Origin of the sequence: Pseudomonas sp. HLS-6 (genome assembly GCF_002753995.1) — a bacterium.
In the GTDB taxonomy this organism is placed as follows: Bacteria; Pseudomonadota; Gammaproteobacteria; order Pseudomonadales; family Pseudomonadaceae; genus Aquipseudomonas; species Aquipseudomonas defluvii.
Genome location: NZ_CP024478.1, coordinates 1,585,904 through 1,607,308, shown reverse-complemented (window position 1 = coordinate 1,607,308; position 21,405 = coordinate 1,585,904). Strand labels below are relative to the sequence as shown.

General features: G+C 57.5%; 20 protein-coding genes. 2 read left to right on the top strand and 18 right to left on the bottom strand.

Going from position 1 to position 21,405, the window contains the following annotated elements; all coding sequences use genetic code 11:
* Positions 1–10 precede the first annotated feature (10 nt).
* The 9 genes from fliE to CS390_RS07375 all read right to left on the bottom strand — a co-directional run bounded on the left by fliE (position 11) and on the right by CS390_RS07375 (position 8,487).
* Positions 11–340 carry a flagellar hook-basal body complex protein FliE gene (fliE, locus tag CS390_RS07415; RefSeq protein WP_065759985.1) on the bottom strand — a complete coding sequence of 110 codons (330 nt, stop codon included), beginning with the start codon at positions 338–340 and terminating at the stop codon, positions 11–13.
* 120 nt (positions 341–460) lie between these two features.
* Entirely contained in the window at positions 461–1,852 is a 1,392-nt protein-coding gene (locus CS390_RS07410; RefSeq protein ID WP_099773919.1) for a sigma-54 dependent transcriptional regulator, read from the bottom strand.
* The gene (locus tag CS390_RS07405; RefSeq protein WP_099773918.1) at positions 1,849–3,057 is read right to left on the bottom strand and encodes a PAS domain-containing sensor histidine kinase; all 1,209 of its coding nucleotides are present in this window, start codon (positions 3,055–3,057) and stop codon (positions 1,849–1,851) included. Before CS390_RS07405 ends, CS390_RS07410 begins: the two co-directional genes overlap by 4 nt.
* 204 nt (positions 3,058–3,261) lie before the next feature.
* The gene (locus CS390_RS07400; protein WP_099773917.1) at positions 3,262–4,737 is read right to left on the bottom strand and encodes a sigma-54 dependent transcriptional regulator; all 1,476 of its coding nucleotides are present in this window, start codon (positions 4,735–4,737) and stop codon (positions 3,262–3,264) included.
* Positions 4,738–4,910: 173 nt separating this feature from the next.
* Positions 4,911–5,207 carry a flagellar protein FliT gene (locus CS390_RS07395; RefSeq protein WP_099773916.1) on the bottom strand — a complete coding sequence of 99 codons (297 nt, stop codon included), beginning with the start codon at positions 5,205–5,207 and terminating at the stop codon, positions 4,911–4,913.
* A gap of 24 nt (positions 5,208–5,231) precedes the next feature.
* Positions 5,232–5,612 (bottom strand): flagellar export chaperone FliS, encoded by a 381-nt coding sequence (gene fliS / locus CS390_RS07390; protein WP_099773915.1) that lies wholly within the window; start codon positions 5,610–5,612, stop codon positions 5,232–5,234.
* Between the two features lie 129 nt (positions 5,613–5,741).
* Positions 5,742–7,154, bottom strand: coding sequence for a flagellar filament capping protein FliD (gene fliD, locus CS390_RS07385; RefSeq protein ID WP_099773914.1), 1,413 nt, complete (start codon positions 7,152–7,154; stop codon positions 5,742–5,744).
* A 70-nt stretch (positions 7,155–7,224) separates the two neighbouring features.
* The gene (locus CS390_RS07380; protein ID WP_099773913.1) at positions 7,225–7,572 is read right to left on the bottom strand and encodes a flagellar protein FlaG; all 348 of its coding nucleotides are present in this window, start codon (positions 7,570–7,572) and stop codon (positions 7,225–7,227) included.
* Positions 7,573–7,644: 72 nt separating this feature from the next.
* Positions 7,645–8,487 carry a flagellin domain-containing protein gene (locus CS390_RS07375; protein WP_099773912.1) on the bottom strand — a complete coding sequence of 281 codons (843 nt, stop codon included), beginning with the start codon at positions 8,485–8,487 and terminating at the stop codon, positions 7,645–7,647.
* Positions 8,488–9,014: 527 nt separating this feature from the next.
* On the opposite strand from CS390_RS07375, the gene CS390_RS07370 reads away from it, so the two are divergent.
* Entirely contained in the window at positions 9,015–9,878 is an 864-nt protein-coding gene (locus CS390_RS07370; RefSeq protein ID WP_099773911.1) for a hypothetical protein, read from the top strand.
* Positions 9,878–10,600, top strand: coding sequence for a TylF/MycF/NovP-related O-methyltransferase (locus CS390_RS07365; RefSeq protein ID WP_099773910.1), 723 nt, complete (start codon positions 9,878–9,880; stop codon positions 10,598–10,600). The genes CS390_RS07370 and CS390_RS07365 overlap by 1 nt, the downstream gene beginning before the upstream one ends.
* A 229-nt stretch (positions 10,601–10,829) precedes the next feature.
* Here CS390_RS07365 and CS390_RS07360 read toward each other — a convergent pair whose 3' ends face one another.
* The 9 genes from CS390_RS07360 to rfbF form a co-directional block, all read right to left on the bottom strand.
* Positions 10,830–11,759 (bottom strand): ketoacyl-ACP synthase III, encoded by a 930-nt coding sequence (locus CS390_RS07360; protein WP_099773909.1) that lies wholly within the window; start codon positions 11,757–11,759, stop codon positions 10,830–10,832.
* 312 nt (positions 11,760–12,071) lie between these two features.
* Complete coding sequence (locus CS390_RS07355) at positions 12,072–15,002, bottom strand: TIGR00180 family glycosyltransferase (RefSeq protein ID WP_099773908.1); 2,931 nt, start codon at positions 15,000–15,002, stop codon at positions 12,072–12,074.
* A 49-nt stretch (positions 15,003–15,051) separates the two neighbouring features.
* Positions 15,052–15,789 (bottom strand): cephalosporin hydroxylase family protein, encoded by a 738-nt coding sequence (locus tag CS390_RS07350; RefSeq protein ID WP_099773907.1) that lies wholly within the window; start codon positions 15,787–15,789, stop codon positions 15,052–15,054.
* 18 nt (positions 15,790–15,807) lie between these two features.
* Positions 15,808–16,875 carry a class I SAM-dependent methyltransferase gene (locus tag CS390_RS07345; protein WP_099773906.1) on the bottom strand — a complete coding sequence of 356 codons (1,068 nt, stop codon included), beginning with the start codon at positions 16,873–16,875 and terminating at the stop codon, positions 15,808–15,810.
* Positions 16,865–17,722, bottom strand: coding sequence for an NAD(P)-dependent oxidoreductase (locus CS390_RS07340; RefSeq protein WP_099776572.1), 858 nt, complete (start codon positions 17,720–17,722; stop codon positions 16,865–16,867). Before CS390_RS07340 ends, CS390_RS07345 begins: the two co-directional genes overlap by 11 nt.
* Before the next feature lie 5 nt (positions 17,723–17,727).
* Entirely contained in the window at positions 17,728–18,954 is a 1,227-nt protein-coding gene (locus tag CS390_RS07335; protein WP_099773905.1) for a class I SAM-dependent methyltransferase, read from the bottom strand.
* Complete coding sequence (locus CS390_RS07330) at positions 18,951–19,511, bottom strand: dTDP-4-dehydrorhamnose 3,5-epimerase family protein (protein WP_099773904.1); 561 nt, start codon at positions 19,509–19,511, stop codon at positions 18,951–18,953. Before CS390_RS07330 ends, CS390_RS07335 begins: the two co-directional genes overlap by 4 nt.
* Positions 19,508–20,590, bottom strand: coding sequence for a CDP-glucose 4,6-dehydratase (gene rfbG, locus CS390_RS07325; protein ID WP_099773903.1), 1,083 nt, complete (start codon positions 20,588–20,590; stop codon positions 19,508–19,510). The genes CS390_RS07330 and rfbG overlap by 4 nt, the downstream gene beginning before the upstream one ends.
* A complete protein-coding gene (gene rfbF / locus CS390_RS07320) occupies positions 20,572–21,345 on the bottom strand; it encodes a glucose-1-phosphate cytidylyltransferase (RefSeq protein WP_099773902.1) in 774 nt (257 codons plus the stop codon). Before rfbF ends, rfbG begins: the two co-directional genes overlap by 19 nt.
* Positions 21,346–21,405 lie beyond the last annotated feature (60 nt).

The window sequence follows — 21,405 nt, the reverse complement described above, 5'->3', positions numbered from 1 at the left end:
AATCTCGCCCTTAAACCGGCATCTGCATGATGTCTTGATAGGCCTGCACCAGCTTGTTGCGCACCTGGGTCAAGGCTTGAAAGGAAACACTGGCTTTCTGCGAAGCGATCATGACGTCGGTGAGGTCGACGCCGCTCTTGCCGACTTCAAACGCGTTGGCCAGTTGCGTAGACGCGTTCTGGGTGTCGCTGACCTTGTTGATCGCCTGGCCGAGCATGTCGGCAAAATTGCTGGAGCCAAGCTCAGACGCTGGCGCCGCAGCCTTGGGCATGGACATCGCGTCCATTTGCATGGCGCGCATGTCCAACATCAATCGATTAAATTCAACACCTTGGCTCATGGACTTCTCTCTCCGACGGCCCGCATTTTTTTGACACTCACGCAGCGGATACGCTGGACTCAGCAACAAGAGTGCCAGCTACGTGTGCGAGCCGAATAAAAACTCTAAATAAACGCGGCGTTACCCGCCCGAGGCGTACAGGCTGGCTTCGACATCCATCCCCGCATCACGCATTTGCGCAAGCTTGTAACGCAGGGTTCGCGGGCTGATGCCCAATCGCTCGGCGGCCTCTTTGCGGCGACCGCGCTCGGCGCGAAGGGTGTCGATGATCATCTGGAACTCATGCCGACGCAAGTCATCACCCAACCCAGTGGCTTCGGGCGCGCTCAGCGACGGCGCACTCGACTGTGGCTCGACTGCAGTTGGCGTCAGTGTGGGCAAAGCGCCGGCCAGGCAAAAATCCTCAGCCTCAATCACGCCACCCTGCTGCAGAATCAGCGCACGCTGAATAGCATTGTCCAGCTCCCGCACGTTGCCAGGCCACGGATACGCTTGCAGGCACGCTTGCGCACGGGGCGACAACACCACCGGAGCGTGTTTCATTTTATTGACGTGGCGCGCCAGCAAGCGCTCGGCCAGCGGCAGAATATCGGCACTGCGCTCACGTAAGGGGCGCCAGGCCAGGGGAAACACCGACAAGCGATAGTAGAGGTCTTCGCGGAACCGTCCAGCCGCCACTTCACCGGCCAAATCACGGTTGGTGGTTGCAACTACGCGAATATCCAGCGCAATCGGCTTACGCCCGCCAACCCGCTCCACCTCGCGCTCCTGCAGCACACGCAAAAGCTTGGCCTGCAGGCCAAGCGGCATCTCGGAAATCTCATCGAGCAGCAAGGTACCGCCATTCGCCTGCTCGAACTTCCCCGCCTGAGCAGCAATGGCCCCGGTAAATGATCCCTTCTCATGCCCGAACAAGGTTGCTTCAAGCATGTTGTCGGGAATCGCCGCACAGTTGATCGCCACAAACGGCTGACTGGCCCGCGGCGACTGCTGATGAATGTAGCGCGCCAACACCTCTTTGCCGGTACCGGATTCACCAGAAATCAGCACCGTAGAATCACTGCGCGCAACCTTCGCCGCCAACTCCAGCAGTTGCGCACTGGCAGGCTCACGCGCCACCGGCCCATCGCCCTCTGCCTTGTCGAACGCGCCCACGGCATGGCGCCCTACCAGATCCAGCAAGGCGCGAGGTTCGAATGGCTTGACCAGGTAATCGACAGCCCCTTGGCGCATGGCCTGCACCGCACGTTCAACGGCGGCATGGGCGGTCATCAACAGTACGGGCAACTGCGGATGGCGCGCCCGCAACAGCTCCAGCAACTGATGACCATCCATGCCCGGCATGTTCACATCACTGACCACCAGGCTGAAGGCCTGTTCAGCAACCACCGCCAGCGCTTCCTCTGCCGAGCCCACCGCCAGATAGTCGAAACCACCGAGCATCAGGGTATCGCCAAGCGCTTGGCGCAGCACCCGATCATCCTCGACCAGCAACACCTTGATTGCCGTCACGCCATACCCTCCTGCGCACCGATCAACGGCAAGCTGACACGGGCACAGGTGCCTCGCCCGGGACGCGAGCGCAACTGCAACTCACCCTGGTGCGCACGCGCCACCGCCTTGACTACCGCCAAGCCCAAACCGGTGCCGGTCGCCTTGGTGGTCAGAAACGGCTCACCCAAGCGCGCGAGCAACCCCGCATCGATACCAGACCCAGCATCACTCACGCACACATGCAAAAGCTGCTCTCGGCGGTACAGGTGAATTTTCAAACGGGCCTGGCCCGCACTGGCCTGCACAGCGTTTTCAATCAGGTTGAGCAACGCCCCCACCAACGTATCGCGGTTGCACAACAGATCGCCCAGATGGCTGTCGCACTGCCAGCGCACGAGATGCCCCTGAACCTGGGGCTGCGCCGCCTGCTGCAAGACCTGAAACAGTGCCTTGGGTGTCAGGCGATCAGTTAACGGCAGCTCGCCCCGCGCGAACACCAACATGTCGCGCACCTGATGCTCCAGCTCGTGCAAACGCTCCTTCAGCGTACTGGCGAAGCGCTGCTGAGTGTGCGCAGGCAGGGTCTGATCCGCCAAGTGACTGGCGTACAGCAGGGCCGCCGACAACGGGGTACGAATCTGATGAGCGAGCGAAGCGACCATGCGCCCCAGCGACGACAGACGCTGATGACGTGCAAGCTGATCCTGAAGGTGACGGGTTTCAGTCAGGTCGTTGAGCAGCACCAACTGACCCGGCTCGGCATCCAGCGAGCGGGTAGCAATCGACAGACGTCGACCATCACGCAACGACACTTCATGACCGTCATCTTCACGCGGCGCAAAGCTGCGAGCGATCACGTGACGCCATAGCTCACCATCCAACGGCTCGCCCAGCAGTTCACGTGCGGCCGGGTTGGCTTCACGCACCCGCCCCGCCCCATCGATTACAATGACGCCACCCGGCAGCAAATCCAGGAGATTCTGCAGGCGGTTGGCCAAACGCTCTTTCTCGGCCAGCTCTGCCATTCGCTGGGCACTGACCACCGCCAACTCACCCTTGAGCTCGGTGACGCGCGCCTCAAGCAGGTTGTAGGATTGACTGAGCTGCGTAGACATCTGGTCGAACAGGGCAAAGGCCTGCTCAAGACCATTACGACTGTCCTGCTCAGAGGTGTTCGCTCCCTTCACCTCAGGGAGACTGGAGATGGTAGCGGCGTGGGGCATCGTGCACTCTCGCGTGGCTGACCGTCATAAAACGGTATGTTGCCAGCGGTATAGCAATAGCCGTGCCGGATAACTTTCAAGACAAGACCACGAACCCTTGAAGGAGCGGCAGGAGCCAAGGGTGACGGGCTCTACAGCCCTGCAAAAAATGGGGGCATTGGTGGCGACAGCAGGTGTTCTGCCCGTGTCGCCACCCGCCAGGCGTCAATCTTCTGCCTGCTCGTCACCCTCACGTCGACTCAGGCCGTACTTGCGCATTTTTTCGACCAGGGTGGTACGCCGAATACGCAAACGCTCCGCAGCACGTGCCACTACACCACTGGCATCGTCCAGCGCCTGCTGAATCAAGCCCTGCTCGAGGCTGCCGAGGTAATCCTTGAGGTCCAACCCCTCAGGCGGCAGCATGGCGTGATGGGAGAAGCTCGGCGTGTGCCCATTGATTGCCACGCGCTCCTCAAGATCGGAGCGCAAACTGTCAACCAGATGCTCGTCTTCATCATCGACATAACGGAACTTCTTGGGCAGTTCGGAAACCCCGATCACCCCATAAGGGTGCATGATCGCCATGCGTTCGACCAGGTTGGCCAGCTCGCGGACGTTGCCCGGCCAACCGTGGCGGCACAGCGACATGATCGCCGCCGAGTTGAAGCGGATAGAGCCACGCTTTTCGTGCTCCATGCGCGAGATCAACTCGTTCATCAACAACGGGATGTCTTCGACACGCTCTCGCAGGGGAGCCATCTCGATCGGGAAAACGTTAAGCCGGTAGTACAGGTCTTCGCGGAAAGAGCCCACCTCGATCATGCTCTCGAGGTTCTTGTGAGTAGCCGCAATGATTCGCACGTCGATGCTCTGGGTCTTGTTGCTACCCACGCGCTCGAAGGTTCGCTCCTGCAACACCCGCAGCAACTTGACCTGCATCGGCAGCGGCATGTCGCCAATTTCATCAAGGAACAGGGTGCCGCCATTGGCCAATTCGAAACGCCCGGCACGGCTGGTGATTGCACCGGTAAAGGCGCCCTTCTCATGGCCGAACAATTCGCTTTCCAGCAGCTCTGCCGGGATCGCCCCGCAGTTGACCGGCACAAACGGCGCTTCGCGACGCTTGGAATGGTAATGAAGGTTGCGTGCCACCACTTCCTTACCGGTGCCCGACTCGCCCAGGATCAACACACTGGCGTCGGTATCGGCCACCTGCTGCATCATTTGCCGCACATGCTGGATTGCACGGCTGGTGCCGACCAGGCTGCGAAACAGGTTCGGTTCACGCTGTCGGCCACGCTCACGGGCGGCATCGTACATCTCGCGATACACCTGGGCACGGTGCAACGAGTCCAGCAATTTGCTGTAGCTGGGCGGCATTTCAAGACTGGACAGCACGCGGCGGCGCAACTCTTCGGGCAGGTCGGCCGAAGAAATTTCGCCCAATAGCAACACGGGAAGGAACTCATCCCAGGCCGCCACTGTCTTAAGCAAGCCCGAAAGACTTGCCGGAGCATTCACAGCACCAATCAGGACGCAAAGTACTTCACGACTGGATGACAACGACTCGACGACCTGCTGCCAGTCCTGGCTTGAGCAGGACAGATTGTCTTCGCCGAGAAAATTCAGGACCACCGCCAAATCGCGGCGGCGAACACTGTCGTCATCGATCAGGAGAATTTTGGTTTCACGCCACATGCAATAGCAACTTCCCTAGTCAACTCAGCGCCCCACGTACAGGGCTTGCTCGACATCATTCCGACTGAACTGTCAGTGCTTGGACGTCAACATTTAGAAAACAGCCACTAGTTAAGTCAAAAAGCCGCACACAGTCAAATTTATGGCGCACTTCTTTCTCGAATCGGCCAGCGTCAAGTGAAGAGATGGTATACCTTTGCCGCGTTTTTGGCTTGTCGGATCTGTGCCAGTTCATCGACTATTGTTTGACGCTCACCACTTGCAACCTCAATTAATTGCCGGTAGACACCGAGCAACTCCTCAAGTTTGATGCGCAGCACAGCTTCATCCAGCTCTGGCTCGCCCAGCACATCATCGACGCAAAGACGGCAATTCACATCCAGATCACTAATCGCATCCCAATCACGGTTGGCCAATGCACCCAGCAATGCATCGCGGGTTTGTTCAATACGCTCGAGCACGGCGCTCATCACAACCTCCTCGGCGCAAGCGAATTATTCGCCAATTGCGTCCCAGCCTTCCTTGACGGTAATCAGCAAACGAGCGACCTCGTTGAGAATTTCCGGATCGTTCTGCACATTGGCCTCGACCAGACGCTTGCTCATGTAAGCATACAGGCTGTCCAGGTCCGCCAGTGAATCGGCATGATTTTCCAGATCCAAGCCTTCGCGCAAGCCACCGATAATACCGATGACCTTGCCGATCAGGATGCCTTTCTGGGCAATATCATTGCGCGCCATGGCGCCCTTGGCCTGAGCAATACGGTCCAGGCCGCCCTGCATCAACATTTGTACCAAACGGTGCGGGCTAGCCTCGGAGGTTTGCGCCTGGCCGTTAACTTTCTGGTACTGCCGAAGGGCCAACATAGGGTTCATGTTCTACCTCGTCACACAAAAGGGTTCGTATACCGGCTATATCGACAGCGTGTCAAAAAACTTTAGCCACAACGCAAAAAGCCCGGCACACCCCAAGGGTGACGCCGGGCTTTTGGCACCGCCAATCGATCAGGAGTTTTTCTGCTGCGCAGTGATCGCATCAAAGATCGAGGTGATGCTGTTGGCTTGCGCCTTGAGCTTGCCCACCACGGTATCCATGGCGATGTACTTCTTGGTCAGCGAAGCTGTGAGCAGTTCGACACGACGATCAAGGTCTTCTTGCTGCTGATCAAGCCGCTTCTGCAGCGCATTCAGATTATTGGTACGCGAAGTCAGAACACCATCAGTCTTGATGTAGGGATCAATCGCTTTGTTCATCCGCTCAAAGACACCATTGGTACCCGTGAACAGCTCCTGCACCTCACTGCCCAGCTTCTTGTCATTCATGGCAGCGGTGAATTTGGTGCCATTGAACTCAAGCGTACCGTCTTTTTGCGTATTAATACCCAACTGACTTAGCGATGTGAGGCGATCACCTGAACCAATGGTCGCCAACTCACTACGAATATCCGCCAATAGTGAACGAGTGGTAGGGTCACCGGTGAGCGAACCGAGCACCGTATTGCCATCGGCATCTGTACTGGTCGCCGTCAGCGCATTGACCGCCTTGACCATCGTATTGTAAGCATCGACGAACTGCTGCACCGAAGCTTTCAGCCCGTCATTGTTGGCACCGACTGTTACCTTAGTGGTAGCCGCGCCCGAGCTCACTGCAACGAGATCAAGCGTAATACCACTGATAGCATTCTCGACGGTATTGGATTTGCTCGTGACAGCCAGACCGTCAATGGTCAGTTTCGCGTCCTGAGCAAGCGCACTAATGTAACCGGAACCATTGGTAGCCATGGGCTTGGTACCATCGATACTAATGCCAGTAGCCCCCCCCGTCACCTTGATATCTGAACCAGCACCGGTAGTCGTCGAGCCCAACACTAGGCGCGAACCACCCGCCTCATTGATGATGTTCGCACTGATGCCGTTCACTGCAAGGGCGTCGTTGATCGAGTCACGCACGCTCTGCAGCGTGGCGCCATCACCGATGCTTACCGTATAGGTCTTGCCGTTCTGCTCAATGGTCAGGTCGCCCTTCGGAATCGGGGTCGCAGCACCACCTTCGGCCGTCGTATACAACCTGCTGGCCACCTTGGAGCCCGTCGCCAATTGGGAGACATTGACTTCATAGGTACCGGGAACTGCAGTGTTGCTTGCCGTAGCCTTGAGAACACTCTCATTGGCAGACGTGGCAGCATAGGCATTGAATGCAGGCGCTGTGCTGTCATTCAGCTTCTTCATGGAAGCCTGATAAGCTGCCAGCGCACTCTTGAGCGCACCTACACCGGAGATATAGGCCTTGTTGTTGGTCGTCTGCCGGGTAATCTGGGCCTGCTTGGCGGCCGTGTCGGAGTTGACCAGCGCCTCGACGATCGAACTGATATTCAGCCCCGAGCCGATGCCTGCAGTGGAGGTAATTGGACTTGCCATTCTTAATCCCTCTAGGTTTCGCGCTTCCCTAGCCCAGCGAGACTAGCGAACACATGGTAAGTCTGCCAGTTCAGGCCTTCGCGTTGAACAGCAGGCTATTTACATCGCTGAGGCTATTAGCAATCTTCAAGACTTCTTCCGAGGGAATCTGGCGAACCAGTTCACCTGTCTCGCTAGCGATGACTTTGACCACAATCTTGCCGGATTCTTCGTCCGTGGAGAACTCGAGATTTCGTCGGTTTGAGGCCAGGAATTTTTCGATTTCCTTGACAGCGCTCTTCACCTTATCGGTATCGGGCACACCCTTGTCGGCTGTATCCCGCGACGGCTCACTCTGTTTTGCCGTGGCTTTTTCGGCGACCTGCTCGGTGGGTCGCACCGCCGGGTAAGACTGGTTCAGCTTCACGCTCATATCCATGTCTGTCACCTCTTAATGCAAAAGGCGGGGGAGCGCCAAAAACGCACTCCCCCGCCGATAACCATCAGGCGATTACTGAAGCAGCTTCAGTACGGCAGATGGCAGCTGGTTGGCTTGAGCCAGGATCGAAGTCGACGCTTGTTGCAGAGTTTGCTGCTTAGTCAGCTGGGCAGTTTCGGCAGCGAAGTCTGTGTCCTGTACACGACCACGAGCAGCTTCGGCGTTTTCGTTGATGTTTTGCAGGTTGTTGATGGTGCTAGTCAGACGGTTTTGCGCAGCACCCAAGTCAGCACGAGTGGTGTTGATTGTTTGCAAAGCAGCATCAATCTTGTCGACAGCAGCACTGAAGTTAGCAGCGATATCGGAGTCAGCACCGGAAATTGCAATTGCGCCAGTACCAACAGACAGAGTGGCGGCAGTCAGATCAGCCAGGGTGATGGAAATCTGGTTTTCAGTACCGGTATTGGAACCAACCTGAAAGGTCATTGTCGCCGTAGTATTCAGCAAGTTCTTGCCGTTGAGTTGCGTGCTGTTAGCAATACGAGTCAGCTCATCAGACATCTGCCCGAACTCTTTGTTCAGCGCAGCGCGATCTTGAGTGCTGTTAGAGGAGTTACGCGACTGAACAGCCAGTTCACGCATACGCTGCAGAATATTGGTCTGCTCTTGCATCGCGCCTTCAGCAGTCTGGGCGATGGAGATACCATCGTTGGCGTTTTTGATAGCCATGGTCTGACCGCGAATCTGCGAGGTCATACGGGTAGCGATCTGCAGGCCAGCAGCGTCGTCTTTGGCGCTATTGATTTTCAGGCCGGAAGACAGACGAGTCATCGAGGTGCTCAGCGCGTCGGAAGCACGGTTCAGGTTCTTCTGAACGCCCAGCGAAGTGACGTTGGTGTTTACGGTTAATGCCATGACGAATTCCTCGTTTGTGGGATACTGCGGCTTCCGGCCTTGGCAACCGCCGGGTTTGGCCTAGAGAACCTTCGTAATAGTTATCGTCGTCAAGGCACGTTGCTTTAGGGATTTTTTGAAAATTTTTACTGGCATCGTGCCAGCCCAATAAAATCAAGGGTTTGACGCCATAAAAAGAGCGCCACCCTCCACCCTCCACCCTCACGCCACACAACGCCCCCATGAAGCGCTCGCATGCATGCGGCACCTGCATCGCTAGCAAGCCAACAACAGGAAGCCCTTTCAGTTCACGCCCCTAGCGTTGATTCCTTTTCTGCCAAGCCCAGCATCAGTAAACCTGAGCCCCGGAAGAGAATGACCGGATATACAAACCCTTGCTAAAAAGCGGGGGGGCGTCAGCAATCACTATGCCCAACTCACATCGAGAACGGCCGCCTTTGAGCAAAACTGATTCAGTACAATTGGACTTCAGTTTGTTAGCCTCATGCCGACCTATATGAGACTCAATGAACGCAGGAGGGGGAACCGTGAATCTGTACATCAATCAGCTTCAGAAGAAAGCTGACTTCAAAGAATCCATTTACGCAGGTGACATTTTCCTCAATACCCAACTCGCTTCGGCCAAAGAGCTGTGCGCCTTTGCCCAAGAGAGCATTACCAGCGCGTTTGACGGCGAGACCAATCACCAGGCACTGCACCGCATGATGCCAGTCGAAGCGTTCGTTGCGCGGGTGACCCGCCTGAAGGGCCAATTCACCAACAGCCAGCGCGCCAAGGAGCTTATCCGCGCGTTCACCCTGGAAATCGGCGTTGACCCTAAGGACTACATTTTCGATGTACCGCGCGTTCGCGTTGTGCCCAACTACAATTACCTGCACGCTGGCGTCAGCTACGCCTACAAGCCACACCGAGACACCTGGTACGGCAGCGTCGACTGCCAGATCAACACCTGGATGCCGGTCTACACCATCGAACCCGAGCAGACCATGATGATCAACCCGGCGTACTTCGAGGTGCCGTTGAACAACACCTCGGCCGACTGGAGCCTGTCTGAGTGGATCAACACCCAGCGCTATCTCGCCAAGGACAACCTCACCGAAGAGCGGCGGGTACACCCCGTTCCTCAGGAAGAGATCAATAGCGCTTCGGAAGTACGCATCGCCGCCAACACCGGTGAAATGCTGATTTTTTCCGGCTCACACCTGCATGGCACTGTTCCCAACCACACCGACAACACCCGCTTCAGCGTGGATTTCCGCTTGATGCACATCGACGACCTGAAACACAAACGCGGCGCGATCAACGTAGACAGCGCGTGCCCAGATGTCGGTGCCGGCTTCAAAGACTATTTTCACGCCCACGACTTCTCGAACTTCCAAGGAATCCAATAATGACCAAGCGTCGCATTACGCCTGCCGAGGCACAATATAACGAAACCCGCTCAGGCATCCTCAAGCGCGTAAACGCAGAGTACGTGGCCGACGCCCCCTTCGTGTTCGCCAACCGCATCGGCGTGACCGCCGCGTTGTCGCGCATGGAGCTATTCAAGAAGGTCGCAGAAATTCCAGGCGCGATCATCGAGTGCGGCGTGTACAAGGGCAACTCGTTGATGCTCTACATGCACCTGTCGATGATTCTGGAGCCTTATGCGATAAACCGCTCGATCATTGGCTTCGACACGTTCGAGGGCTTCCAGAGTATCAACAAGGACGAAGACCCGGCCGACGTCAACGAGACCATGTTCTCTGACACCGACCAGTCACTGATTCAGGACATGATCAATGCTAACGACCTGCTGCGTCCGGTCAACCGCATACCGCGCTGCGAACTGGTCAAGGGCGATATCTGCAAGACCGCGCCAGAGTGGGTAAAGACCCGCCCGGATCTGGTCGTAGCAATGCTGATCCTGGACACAGACCTGTATGAGTCGACCAAGGTCGCATTGGAAACCTTCCTGCCTTACATGCCAAAAGGCGCGATAGTGGTGCTGGACGAAGTCGCCTATCGCAACTTCCCGGGCGAAACCAAAGCACTACGCGAAGTCTTCGACCTTAACAAAATCGAACTCAAGCGCCTACCGTTCGATTCTTGCGTAGGTTACTTCCACGTCTAACGCATAATTCAATTGGACGTGCTGCTCTTCAGGCAATGGACTGCAGACCCGCCCCTTCCGCCCAACAAACGTGCACACGGGCAATACTTACCGCTGCCAAGCAGCAGGATCGCAAAACCTCCGAGACGGGGCGCTGCGCAACTAGCCGCAGTTGACAATGAAAACGCCCGATGCAGTGCATCGGGCGTTTTCATTTTCAGCAGAAAGTACTTACCTCACCGGCAGATGCCTAGTCCGCACGCTGGAGGATCGCCGACCCCCAGGACAGACCAACACCAAAACCACTCAATGCAACACGTTTGAAACCCGACTCAAGCACGTGCTTTTCCAGCAACAGCGGAATGCTCGACGACACGGTATTACCCGTCTCGACCATGTCTTTGATGAACTTCCCCGGGTCGTCCTCGAAACGTCGCGCAACCGCATCGACGATGGCCGCGCTGCCCTGATGAATACAGAACGCATCGATATCTGCAGGCTGCAGGCCGCTTTCACCCAGCAACTCATGCAGGTGGGCCGGGACCTTGAGCAAGGCAAAGTTGAACACCTGACGCCCGTTCATGAAAAACACACCATCAGTGACCTTCAGGTGTGCCGCACCAGAACCGTCGGTACCGAACTTGGCTTTACCCAACTGCCACGGTGCATCTTCGCCCATCCAGGTAGCAGTGGCCGCATCACCAAACAGCATGGTGGTATTGCGGTCTTCCGGATCGACGATCTTCGAATAAGGGTCAGCCGTGATCAGCAGGCCGTTCTTCAGGCCTGTGGCTTCCATGAAGCCCTTGAGCGCGTAGATACCATAGACGTAGCCCGAGCAGCCCAGCGAGATATCAAACGCAGCCACATGAGTCGGCAGGCCCAGTTTGTCCTGAACGATGGCAGCGGTATGCGGCAAGCCTTCTTCGTCACCATTCTGAGTGACGACAATCAATGCATCGATGGATTCACGCGAAAGCTGCGGGTTGGCCGCAAACAAGGCATTGGCAGCTTCTACACAGAGGTCCGAGGTTTCCTGAGCGACGTCTTTGCGTGGCAGGAAAGCGGAACCGATCTTGCCCAGGATGAAAGCTTCATCTTTTTCGAATTTTGCGCCTTGAGCGTAGTTGTCCACGCCAGCGGCCGGCACGTAACTGGCGATGCTTTTAATGCCAATCATATGGCTTCCCATTAATTAACAACTGAATACCCGCCGCTCGCACAGTGGAGAGGCACCGACAATCAGGGATGTTTGCCACCAAAAAACGCGGCGAAGCAGGCTGCCAGGCATGCCTGGCAGGCACATACCGGATGGCAGGGCGATTCCCGGTCCTGACAATATACAGTGAAGATGCGCGATATGACTCGCAGGTCACGCTTAATTTGCCGAATTGCTGACAAGCCAACAACACCCAGACCAATGGATTACAACAAAAAAAGCCACGAACGCACCCAGGCGTTCGTGGCTTTTGATCAGTGGCGTACTGGGCGGTTAACCGACCAGCACCTCCCACTCCACAGCCGTTGGAGCACCCAGGCCAAAGGTTTTGCCCGTGCGCGCATGGCTCGCGTTATAGGCCGGATCGTTTTCCAGATAACCCGGCCACTTCTCACGCAACGCCTGCAGAGCCGCTTCCTCATGCATGACCGTGCCGTGATGAATCACTTGCACCTGTGGCGTCCATACCGTCAGGTAACCCGCCTGAGCGGACTTGAGGCACAGATCGACATCGGCGTAATGCGCCATGAACGCAGCTTCATCCAGGCCTTCCAGCGTCAGATAAAGTTCCTTGCGGATCATCAGGCACGCAGCGGATACAGCCGAAACGTTATGTTCGACCTGTAGGCGTCGCATGTAGCCTGGCGCCTCCTTGCCTTCACCTGCCAGAGCCGGCGCAACCCCAGGCCCAAAGCCCAGCACCAGGCCAGCCTGAGTGACCGTGCCGGCAGCGTCGAGCAACTTGCCACCCACGATACCAACCTCTGGGCGCTGCGCCTGGTTAAGCAGGCTTTCCAGCCAATTGGCATTGACCACCTCACCATCGCTGGCCAGCAACACCAGGTACTCGCCAGCAGCTTGCTGACAGGCCAGATTGGTCATTGCCGACGGGCTGATGGTGCGCTCGCTGCGCACCACGCGAATACGATCACCACCCGCACTCAGGCTCGCCAACCACGCCAGCAACTCTGGCGACTGGCTGTTGTTGTCGGCGATGACAATCTCGTGACTACGGTAACGGGTACGCTGCAGCACACTGACCAGACAGGTCTGCAATTGCTCCATATTGTCCTGGCAGTGAAGGACGATCGATACCAGCGGCCGTGTTTCATGACGGTAGTCGATCTGGTAAGTGCCAGGTTTCGCAGAACTGACCTGCGCGGCATAACCACGCTGCGCCAGTTGGCGCGCCAGGCTTGCACGCTCGTGCTCACTGGCGTCAACATCTCGCGCCTGGCTGATCAGCAGCGGCTCTGCCAGGTGCGCCAGCCCGGCCAAGCCGTCCTGCCCAATCAGACGGAGCAACAGGTCGAATTCCAGCGCCTGAGCGAACTCGGCGCCATAACCGCCCGCCTCAAGTAGCAACTCGCGGCGCACCAGCCAATGCCGCGCCATAAGCCCCGGCACACTCTGCAGCATGTCGAGACTGGCGCCAGGGCGCAACACCTCCACCAAGGTTCCGTCGGCCTGACGCATGACCTCGTCCATTGCCACTGCACGGCAGCCGTCGGCCTCCAGCAACTCCAGACTGGCGCGCAGCAGGCCGCCAGCGGTGAAACGGTCGCCAGCCTCGGCAAGGATCACCCAATCGGTGCCAAGCGTGTTGATCGCCCGGTTGAGTTTGTTGATATGATCCCCAGCCGTGACCTTGACAAAGTGTACGGTCTGATCCGGTGTCGTGTTGGCAGGCAAATCGCCCGTGGTCATTACCACAACCTTGAAAGCCTTGCAATGGCCCGCCATCAAGCTGTCGAAGGTCGCCTGCAGCTTGAACATGTCGGCTTCCAGGTCCAACAGCAGAATGCCAAAGGTCGGACCACCGGCATGATGAGCCAGACGCTGACGAGCCTGGCTGACTTGGGCTGGCGTTGGATTGCGCGCTTCCAACCAGTTGAGCAGTCGCCCTGAAGGAAGGCTGTCGAGCAACGCCTGGCTGTCGTAAATCGGTACACCGTCCAGGCGCTCAAGCCATGCCTGCAATGGTGCTGCGTCCGCCTCCTCACCAGTCGCCAAAAACGACTGCAGCAAACGCTGCACAACGGTGCGGTTGAATGGGCTCAAGCCCAGTGCTTCCCACAGGCGGCCGCGGATCGTGCGGTCGTCGTCGTTGGCATGCACCTGCATAAGTTCCCACTGACGCAGCAAGATAGGCTCAAGCTCCTTGAGCTGAAGGCGCCCTGCCGGCATCGCATGAATGAGAAACTCGAACTCGGCCAGCAGATCAAACATTGGCTTGTTGTAGAAAGGCATCTCGACGAACTGTCGCTCTCCAAAAAACCGTACAGGCTCAGGATCAGGTTTACTCCAGCTGGAGCGCACGATCATGCAGCCCTCAAGCGAGCGACCACCCAGCAGGCCTTCAGCCATGGCTGCGAAGCTCTTGAGCGCAATCTGCTTGGCCTGGGCAGTCCCCTTCCCGCTCAAACCGGTAGGAATCGACGCGAGAAACTCGGCGAATTCATCACGCCCCGCGACCGATTTCGGATCCTGAAGCGCGAGCACAGTAAGCACGTTAGACTGGTGCTCAGATCGCTCATAGTTGACCTCACGCACGACGTAAGGAATCGGAAGAATCCGAGCCTTGGAACACGCCAACAAGTAGAAACTGTGACCAATCTCCTGCCATTCAAAGCCAGTACCTGGCGGCAGCAGCATGTACCATTGTTGCAATAGGTCAGTACGGGTTACTGCATAGAATGGTGGTAGGAACTGCTCCAGGAACTGAATGACCCGCTCCTCAGCATCGTCGGAGCTATAGTCTTCGCAAACCCGCTTATCTCGGCGATAGAAGTTCACCTCGGTGCCACGCGCAAGGTACATCATGCCGTAACCGTGGCATAACCCATACTCGGGATTTGCCTCAAGGAAGGCTACGGATTCAGCCAACGCATCGTGCAGGAGGAAATCGTCGTCGGCAGCAAAGGCCATGTAAGGCGTGTTGACCTGTGCCACGCCATAGACCAGCTTGTCCTGAAGGCCCTTGTAGCTGAACGCTGGCAGGTGGCGATAATCCACTTCAGGATAATCCCGGGCAAGCGCGTCTGCCGCCTCGCGCGAAGAGTCCAGTACCAGCACTTTACCGCCAAAGCCTTGGTAGTACTGCAGCGTACGACGCAAGAAAGCCGACCGCTCGTGACTGATAATGACCAGCGTGAAACGCTCTTTCAGCGCCGCGCCTTCTTGTGCAATGTGTTCAACGTGCATATCACTTTCCTGCCAGCCACTGGGGCCTGTGCGCTTTAGACCAGAGAATTCAACGAACCCGACGCAGATAGCCGTCCGGCGCCACACTAATCAACAGCTTGTCGTTCATTTGCCGATCGATTTCAAAGTCGCCGTTCTCCTCCAGATAGGCCCAGACCGCAGTCTTCGGGTTGTCACCTGGCCCCCAGGGACGATCAGGAAAAGCATCGGCCGGCATGTCTTCAACCACCGTGTCCATCACTACGCAGTAGCTGCCCAGCGAAACCAGTGGTGCATACAGCCGCAGCTCCTCAAGCACATGCTTATGGGTATGGTTGGAATCGAGTACCAAGATAACCTTCTTGCCCACCGCCAACGCACGAACCTGTTCGACGACTGCCAAATCAACGCTGGACCCTTCGATCATGCGGATACGCTTGAACATCGGATGGCTTTCGATAGCCTGGCGGTTGTGTGGGCGAATATCCCTGTCGATACCGAGCACCTCACCGTGCCCTTGCAGCTCCAGCAGCGAGGCGTAGTAGATAATCGAGCCGCCATGGGCAATACCACACTCGATCACCAGGTCCGGCTTGATGTTCCAGATCAGCTCCTGCATTGCCATCATGTCCTGAGGCAATTGAATGATGGGACGCCCCATCCACGAGAAGTGATAACTGTACTTATGCCGGGCCGATTCATTAAAAAAGTCACGCGCCAGGCCTTTTAGCGTTTCGTTCTGGCCCTGAGCTTCAATCTCTGCCTTGCACTCAGCTTCAAAAGCCTGATGTACGTTATTGTTGGTCATGTGAGGTCTCACTGATTGTCATTGAAACGAGGCGCTGTCTACGGCGTGGTAGACATAGCGCTCATCGGTCATGCGCTTGATTTCTTCGAGGTAGTTCGAGTTCATTACAAACAGGTTTGCGCCGTCCGGCAGGCTATCCAGCGCCTCTTGCGGCGATGACACGCGCAAACCACTGAGCGGCAGGTAACGCCCCTGCTTGGCCGGATTGATGTCGACCACATGGTCCAAGGCAACGCCAGCGCGCTGCAGGAACAGTGAATAGATAACCCCCTTGGACGACGCGCCCCAGATCGCTGCGCGCTGATCGGGAGCGTCTTTGATGATCTGTACCGCCCGGTCGAGGCTTGCGGTGAAGCCCGTCGGCATTTGCAGCAGGGATGAGCCCGTACGCGGCGCGCGCAAACTGGCAAGGTCGGCAACGACATAAAGGTACTGCCCGCCAAACAGATGGCCGGCTTCGTGAACCGTGCCAAAGAGCCGTCGCAGATCGTCAAGCCGGAAGTAATTGACGTGCTCGTAGAACACGTCGAACCATGCATGGTGCTCGACAATCCAGTCAAAGCACGGTACTTCGATGTAGATTTTTCCACCCTGGTTGGCGGCGGCAATTTCACTCAGGAATGCCTGCGGATCAGCCATGTGCTCCAGAACATGGCGCAAGACAATACCCTCGGCGGACAATCCCAACTGACGCGTGAAAGGTGCCTTGATCACATCAGGATTATCACCTTCATAGGAAGGGTCAACGCCAGTGATGGTGTAGCCCCGCTCACGCAGCATCTCCAGGAAGTAACCTTTCCCGCAACCGACTTCAATCAAGCGCTGCCCACTGAAGTGACGAGCAAGAATCTGTTCGACATCCCTCAAGTGCCGCTGAAACTGCGTCGAATGCGCCTGCTCGTTCTGGTAGTTCGCGTCGTAGACAAGCTTCTCGGCATCAAACGCCTGATTGAAGACCAGACCGCTCTGCGCATCCTGTACCAGCACGATGTCCGCGCATCCACTGGCGCGCGCCTCTTCGGCAGTCGCAAAAGTACGGTTCTGCAAAACGGGCAAGCCTTGCGCCCGGTACAGCTCATGTGTCATCCCGCTCTCCTGTCAGGTCTCGTAAACGCTCAGTCGAACCCCAGAATGCCATTGGCTCATGACTCGAATAGGGGTAATGCCCCAAGTTCAACGTAATATCCGAATGACGCTCGCGAACTCGCTGCTCGACCAAGGCCCGAACCGACACAGGCTTGCCACTACAACAGTTGATAACACCAGAAAACTGCCTGTACTCCATGAGCTGAGCGAGGTGCCGGGCTGCGACTTCAATGGCCAGGTAGTCCCGCAACTGCTCGCCGCCCGACATTGGAAAACTCGGATCGCCAGCATCAATGGCGCGGTCCAGTGCCGCCAGCAAACTGTTTGGGTTCTGCCCGGAACCATGGAGATAGAACAGACGCGCCCACTGCAGGGTAAAGGGATGCTCACCCTGCAGCGCCTCGAGAAAGACCCGCAGCGTATTTTTGGCCACACCATAGGGGTTGGCCGGCCGAGGCTCACACCGCTCATCAAGCGGCCCGCTCTGCATGCCATATTCAAAACAGGTGCCAGTCACCAGCACCTGCGGCACACCCGCTACAACGGCTTGCTTGATGAAGGCATAGTCCGCCATCAGGTTATGCTCGAAGTGGAACAGCGCTCGATAATTTGGCAAGCCGGGCCAGGCCAGGTGAAGCAGGACATCAATACCTTCGACCCAGGTCGCAACAGTAGCGTGCGGGCCATGGATATCGGCCGCAATGAATTCGACATCGTCGATCCACGGCATGTCGGCAGCTTTGCTGGCATCACGCGCCAATGCCCGTACACGATGCCCGCGCGCCAACAACGCAGCCACCAGGTGGCGCCCGACAAAACCGGTAGCGCCGGTTACCAATACATTCAGCGCACTCACAGGACCTTCAACTCCGGTACTGCAATCACGAAACGAGCGCCCCATTCACGCACATGAGCCTGTTGCTCGCTGACCTCAGCCAGGAGATTCCAAGGCAATACCAGCACATAGTCCGGTTGCTCATGCCGTAACTGCTCAGGCGCAACGACCGGGATCCGGCTACCCGGGAGGAGCTTGCCCTGTTTATGCGGATTGGCATCAGCCACCCACGCCAAGAGGTCCGGTTTCACGCCGGCATAATTGAGCAAGGTATTACCCTTCGCGGCAGCGCCGTAGCCCACCACACGCTTGCCCTCGGCCTTGGCCTGAAGCAGAAAACGCAATAGTTGATGCTTGATACGCTGCGCAGCGGGCGCGAGGGTCGCGTAAAAGTCTGGAGTACACACCCCCACGGATGCTTCGAGGTCCAGCAGGCGCTGCACCGCCGCCTGTCGCTCGCGACGCTGGCCATCGACACGCTGGACAAACACCCGCAAAGAGCCGCCATGGGTAGCAAGCTCACTGACATCAAAGATGTCCAGCCCATTACGCTGGCACAAGGTCGCTACCGCGGTAAGCGACAAGTAGGAGTAATGCTCGTGGTACAGGGTGTCGAATTGATGCTCAGCCATGAGCGACAGCAGGTGTGGAAACTCGAAGGTCGCCACACCGGCGGACTTGAGCAGGGCCGTGAACCCACTCAGGAAGTCGTTGATATCGGGCACATGGGCCAGGACGTTGTTAGCCGCCATCAGGTCTGCCGACCAGCCCTCGGCAACCAGTTGCAATGCCGTCTCACGGCCGAAGAATACTTCACGGATCTCCAGCCCCTTGGCCCGAGCCGCCTGCGCCGTACTGTGTGTAGGCTCTACCCCGAGACACGGAATGCCACGATGATCCACATACTGCAGCAGGTACCCATCATTGGCGGCAATTTCCACCACCCGACTGGAAGCACACAGCCCGAAACGCTCGACCATCTGCGCAACGTAGGTCTCGGCGTGTGCCAACCAGGTACTGGAGTAGGAGCTGAAATAGGCATACTCAGCATCGAACAACTGCTCGGCACGTGTGTAGTCCTCCGTCTGGACCAGCCAGCACTGCTCGCAGACCCCAACCTTGAGCGGCACCCACTGTTCAGCCTGAGCCAATTGCTCGGCACGCAGGTACGCATTGGAGGGCGGCGCGGTGCCCAGATCGATCAAGGGCAGACTCAGGGCGCTGCCGCAACCTCGGCACTTCATACAGACACTCCAGCAAAACGATCATCAAGCCAGAGATGACCAGCATCTCGGGTAGACAGGTTTTTGACAGGCAACGGCCAGGCAATGGATAACCGCGGGTCGTGTACCGACAAGCCGCCCTCATGCTGTGGGGCATAGTCCGCACTGTGCAGGTAAAGCAACTCGGCCCCCTCACTCAACACCTGGAAACCATGTGCAAATCCGGCCGGGATCAACAGGCTGCGACCATCACCTGCGCACAGGTGCTCGGCATGCCATTGCAGAAACGTCGGCGACGCTGGGCGCAAGTCCACCACCACATCCCAGACCTCACCGCGCAAACAGGTGATGTACTTGGCTTCAGGCTGCTCGGCGTTTTGATAATGCAGACCCCGTACGCTACCGCGCCCGACGGTACATGAGTGGTTGATCTGACGAATGTGAAACGGCTGCCCGAAGGCCTGCAAGCTGCCTTCGCAAAACAGCCGCGCAAACGCACCACGCTCGTCCTCATGGCGCCGGTGCTCGACACGGAACAGGCCACCCAGAGGCAGTGGATGAAGAGCGTACTGACTCACAGCGACTCCTGATACAGGCTGAGTTGAGTCAAGGTGACCCCACGCATGTCCGTGCCACGGCGCATGGCCAGATGCCAACCCAACGTCTGCTCAAGGCACTCTTGCAGCGACCAGCGTGGCTGCCAGTTCAATAGCTTGCGCGCGCGACTGCTGTCCAAGCGCAACAACCCCGCCTCGTGCAAGTCACTCTTCTCGACCTGAACACCCGGTGCGTGTGGCCACTGACTGGCAAGTGTAGCAACCACCTCGCCGACGCTGCACATGTCCGCCTCGCCTGGACCGAAGTTCCACGCGCCTGCATAATCGGGGCCTTTCTCGTACAACGCCGCGGCCAGTTGCAGGTAACCCGCCAGCGGCTCAAGGACATGCTGCCAGGGCCGTACGGCCTGAGGATACCGCAAGGTCACCGGCTCACCGCCGGACCACGCCTTGAGCACATCGGGAATCAAGCGCTCCGGCGAAAAATCTCCACCGCCCAATACATTACCGGCCCGCGCCGTCGCCAGGGCCAGCCCATGTTCAGCGTACTGCTCGACAGGGAAAAACGACGCTGCATAAGACTGCGCCAGAATCTCGCAGCAGGCTTTGCTGCTGCTGTAGGGGTCATGCCCACCGAGGGCTTCATTCTCTCGGTACGGCCACACCCATTCTTGATTGGCGTACACCTTGTCGGTGGTCACCAGCACACAAGCGCGAACCCCGCCCACCTGACGAATTGCCTCAAGCAGATTCAGGGTACCCATCACGTTGCTTGAATAGGTTCCCAGCGGGTCGCGATAACTTTCACGCACCAAGGGTTGCGCAGCCAGATGCAAGACAATTTCGGGCTGTACATCGGCGACAAGGTCTAGCAGCACACCCAGGTCTCGAATATCGCCACGGCGGTCGTCGATCCCCTCAGCCACACGCGCCTGCACGAACAGGCTCGGCTCAGTGGCGGGGTCCAGTGCAAACCCGGTGACCCGCGCGCCCATGCTCTGCAACCACAGCGCCAACCAACTGCCCTTGAATCCGGTGTGACCGGTCACCAGAACGCGCTTGCCGCTCCAGAATGCCGAACTCAGTCCCATTGTTTCCATGGGGCCTCCCCGCTCTGCCAGAGGTGCTCCAGATGATTCTTGTCACGCAGGGTGTCCATCGGGTGCCAGAAGCCATCATGCTGAAACGCCTGCAACTGACCTTCATTGGCCAGACGGGTCAGTGGTTCGGCCTCCCAGGACGTCGAGTCACTGGCGATGTACGATAGCACCGTTGGCGACAAGACAAAAAAGCCGCCATTGATCCAACCACCATCGCCCCGCGGCTTCTCGGTAAAACCCAACACTTGATTACCATCGCACTGCAAAGCGCCATAACGACCAGGCGGCTGCACGGCCGTCACGGTTGCCGACTTGCCATGGGATAGGTGGAAATCGACCAGCGCACCGATGTTCAGGTCAGAAACACCATCGCCGTAGGTAAAGCAGAAGGCTTTTTCGCCCTCAAGGTAACGCCCGGCACGACGCAAACGGCCACCTGTCATTGTCTCCTCGCCGGTATCCACCAGCGTCACGCGCCACGGCTCGCTGTAGTTCTGATGAACGTCCATGCGGTTGTTGCGCATGTCGAAGGTGACATCAGAGGTGTGCAGAAAGTAGTTGGCGAAAAAATCCTTGATCGCATAACCCTTGTAGCCCAGGCAAATCACAAAATCGTGAATACCGTGCGCAGAGTACTGCTTCATGATGTGCCAAAGAATTGGCTTGCCACCGATCTCGATCATCGGTTTGGGTTTGAGGTGCGACTCTTCGCTGATCCGCGTGCCGAGACCACCCGCCAAAATGACTGCCTTCATCGGTTTCCTTGTGTTCTTTCCGCGCCCACATGGAGCTGGGGTAAAGGATTTATGACGATT

Coding starts and splice junctions, on each gene's coding strand:
- CS390_RS07365 (WP_099773910.1), top strand. CDS start 9,878: ATGACCAAGCGTCGCATTACGCCTGCCGAGGCACAATATAACGAAACC.
- CS390_RS07380 (WP_099773913.1), bottom strand. CDS start 7,572: ATGGATATGAGCGTGAAGCTGAACCAGTCTTACCCGGCGGTGCGACCC.
- fliE (WP_065759985.1), bottom strand. CDS start 340: ATGAGCCAAGGTGTTGAATTTAATCGATTGATGTTGGACATGCGCGCC.
- fliD (WP_099773914.1), bottom strand. CDS start 7,154: ATGGCAAGTCCAATTACCTCCACTGCAGGCATCGGCTCGGGGCTGAAT.
- rfbF (WP_099773902.1), bottom strand. CDS start 21,345: ATGAAGGCAGTCATTTTGGCGGGTGGTCTCGGCACGCGGATCAGCGAA.
- CS390_RS07360 (WP_099773909.1), bottom strand. CDS start 11,759: ATGATTGGCATTAAAAGCATCGCCAGTTACGTGCCGGCCGCTGGCGTG.
- rfbG (WP_099773903.1), bottom strand. CDS start 20,590: ATGGAAACAATGGGACTGAGTTCGGCATTCTGGAGCGGCAAGCGCGTT.
- fliS (WP_099773915.1), bottom strand. CDS start 5,612: ATGAACCCTATGTTGGCCCTTCGGCAGTACCAGAAAGTTAACGGCCAG.
- CS390_RS07375 (WP_099773912.1), bottom strand. CDS start 8,487: ATGGCATTAACCGTAAACACCAACGTCACTTCGCTGGGCGTTCAGAAG.
- CS390_RS07400 (WP_099773917.1), bottom strand. CDS start 4,737: ATGTGGCGTGAAACCAAAATTCTCCTGATCGATGACGACAGTGTTCGC.
- CS390_RS07395 (WP_099773916.1), bottom strand. CDS start 5,207: ATGAGCGCCGTGCTCGAGCGTATTGAACAAACCCGCGATGCATTGCTG.
- CS390_RS07335 (WP_099773905.1), bottom strand. CDS start 18,954: ATGAAGTGCCGAGGTTGCGGCAGCGCCCTGAGTCTGCCCTTGATCGAT.
- CS390_RS07405 (WP_099773918.1), bottom strand. CDS start 3,057: ATGCCCCACGCCGCTACCATCTCCAGTCTCCCTGAGGTGAAGGGAGCG.
- CS390_RS07345 (WP_099773906.1), bottom strand. CDS start 16,875: ATGACACATGAGCTGTACCGGGCGCAAGGCTTGCCCGTTTTGCAGAAC.
- CS390_RS07355 (WP_099773908.1), bottom strand. CDS start 15,002: ATGCACGTTGAACACATTGCACAAGAAGGCGCGGCGCTGAAAGAGCGT.
- CS390_RS07350 (WP_099773907.1), bottom strand. CDS start 15,789: ATGACCAACAATAACGTACATCAGGCTTTTGAAGCTGAGTGCAAGGCA.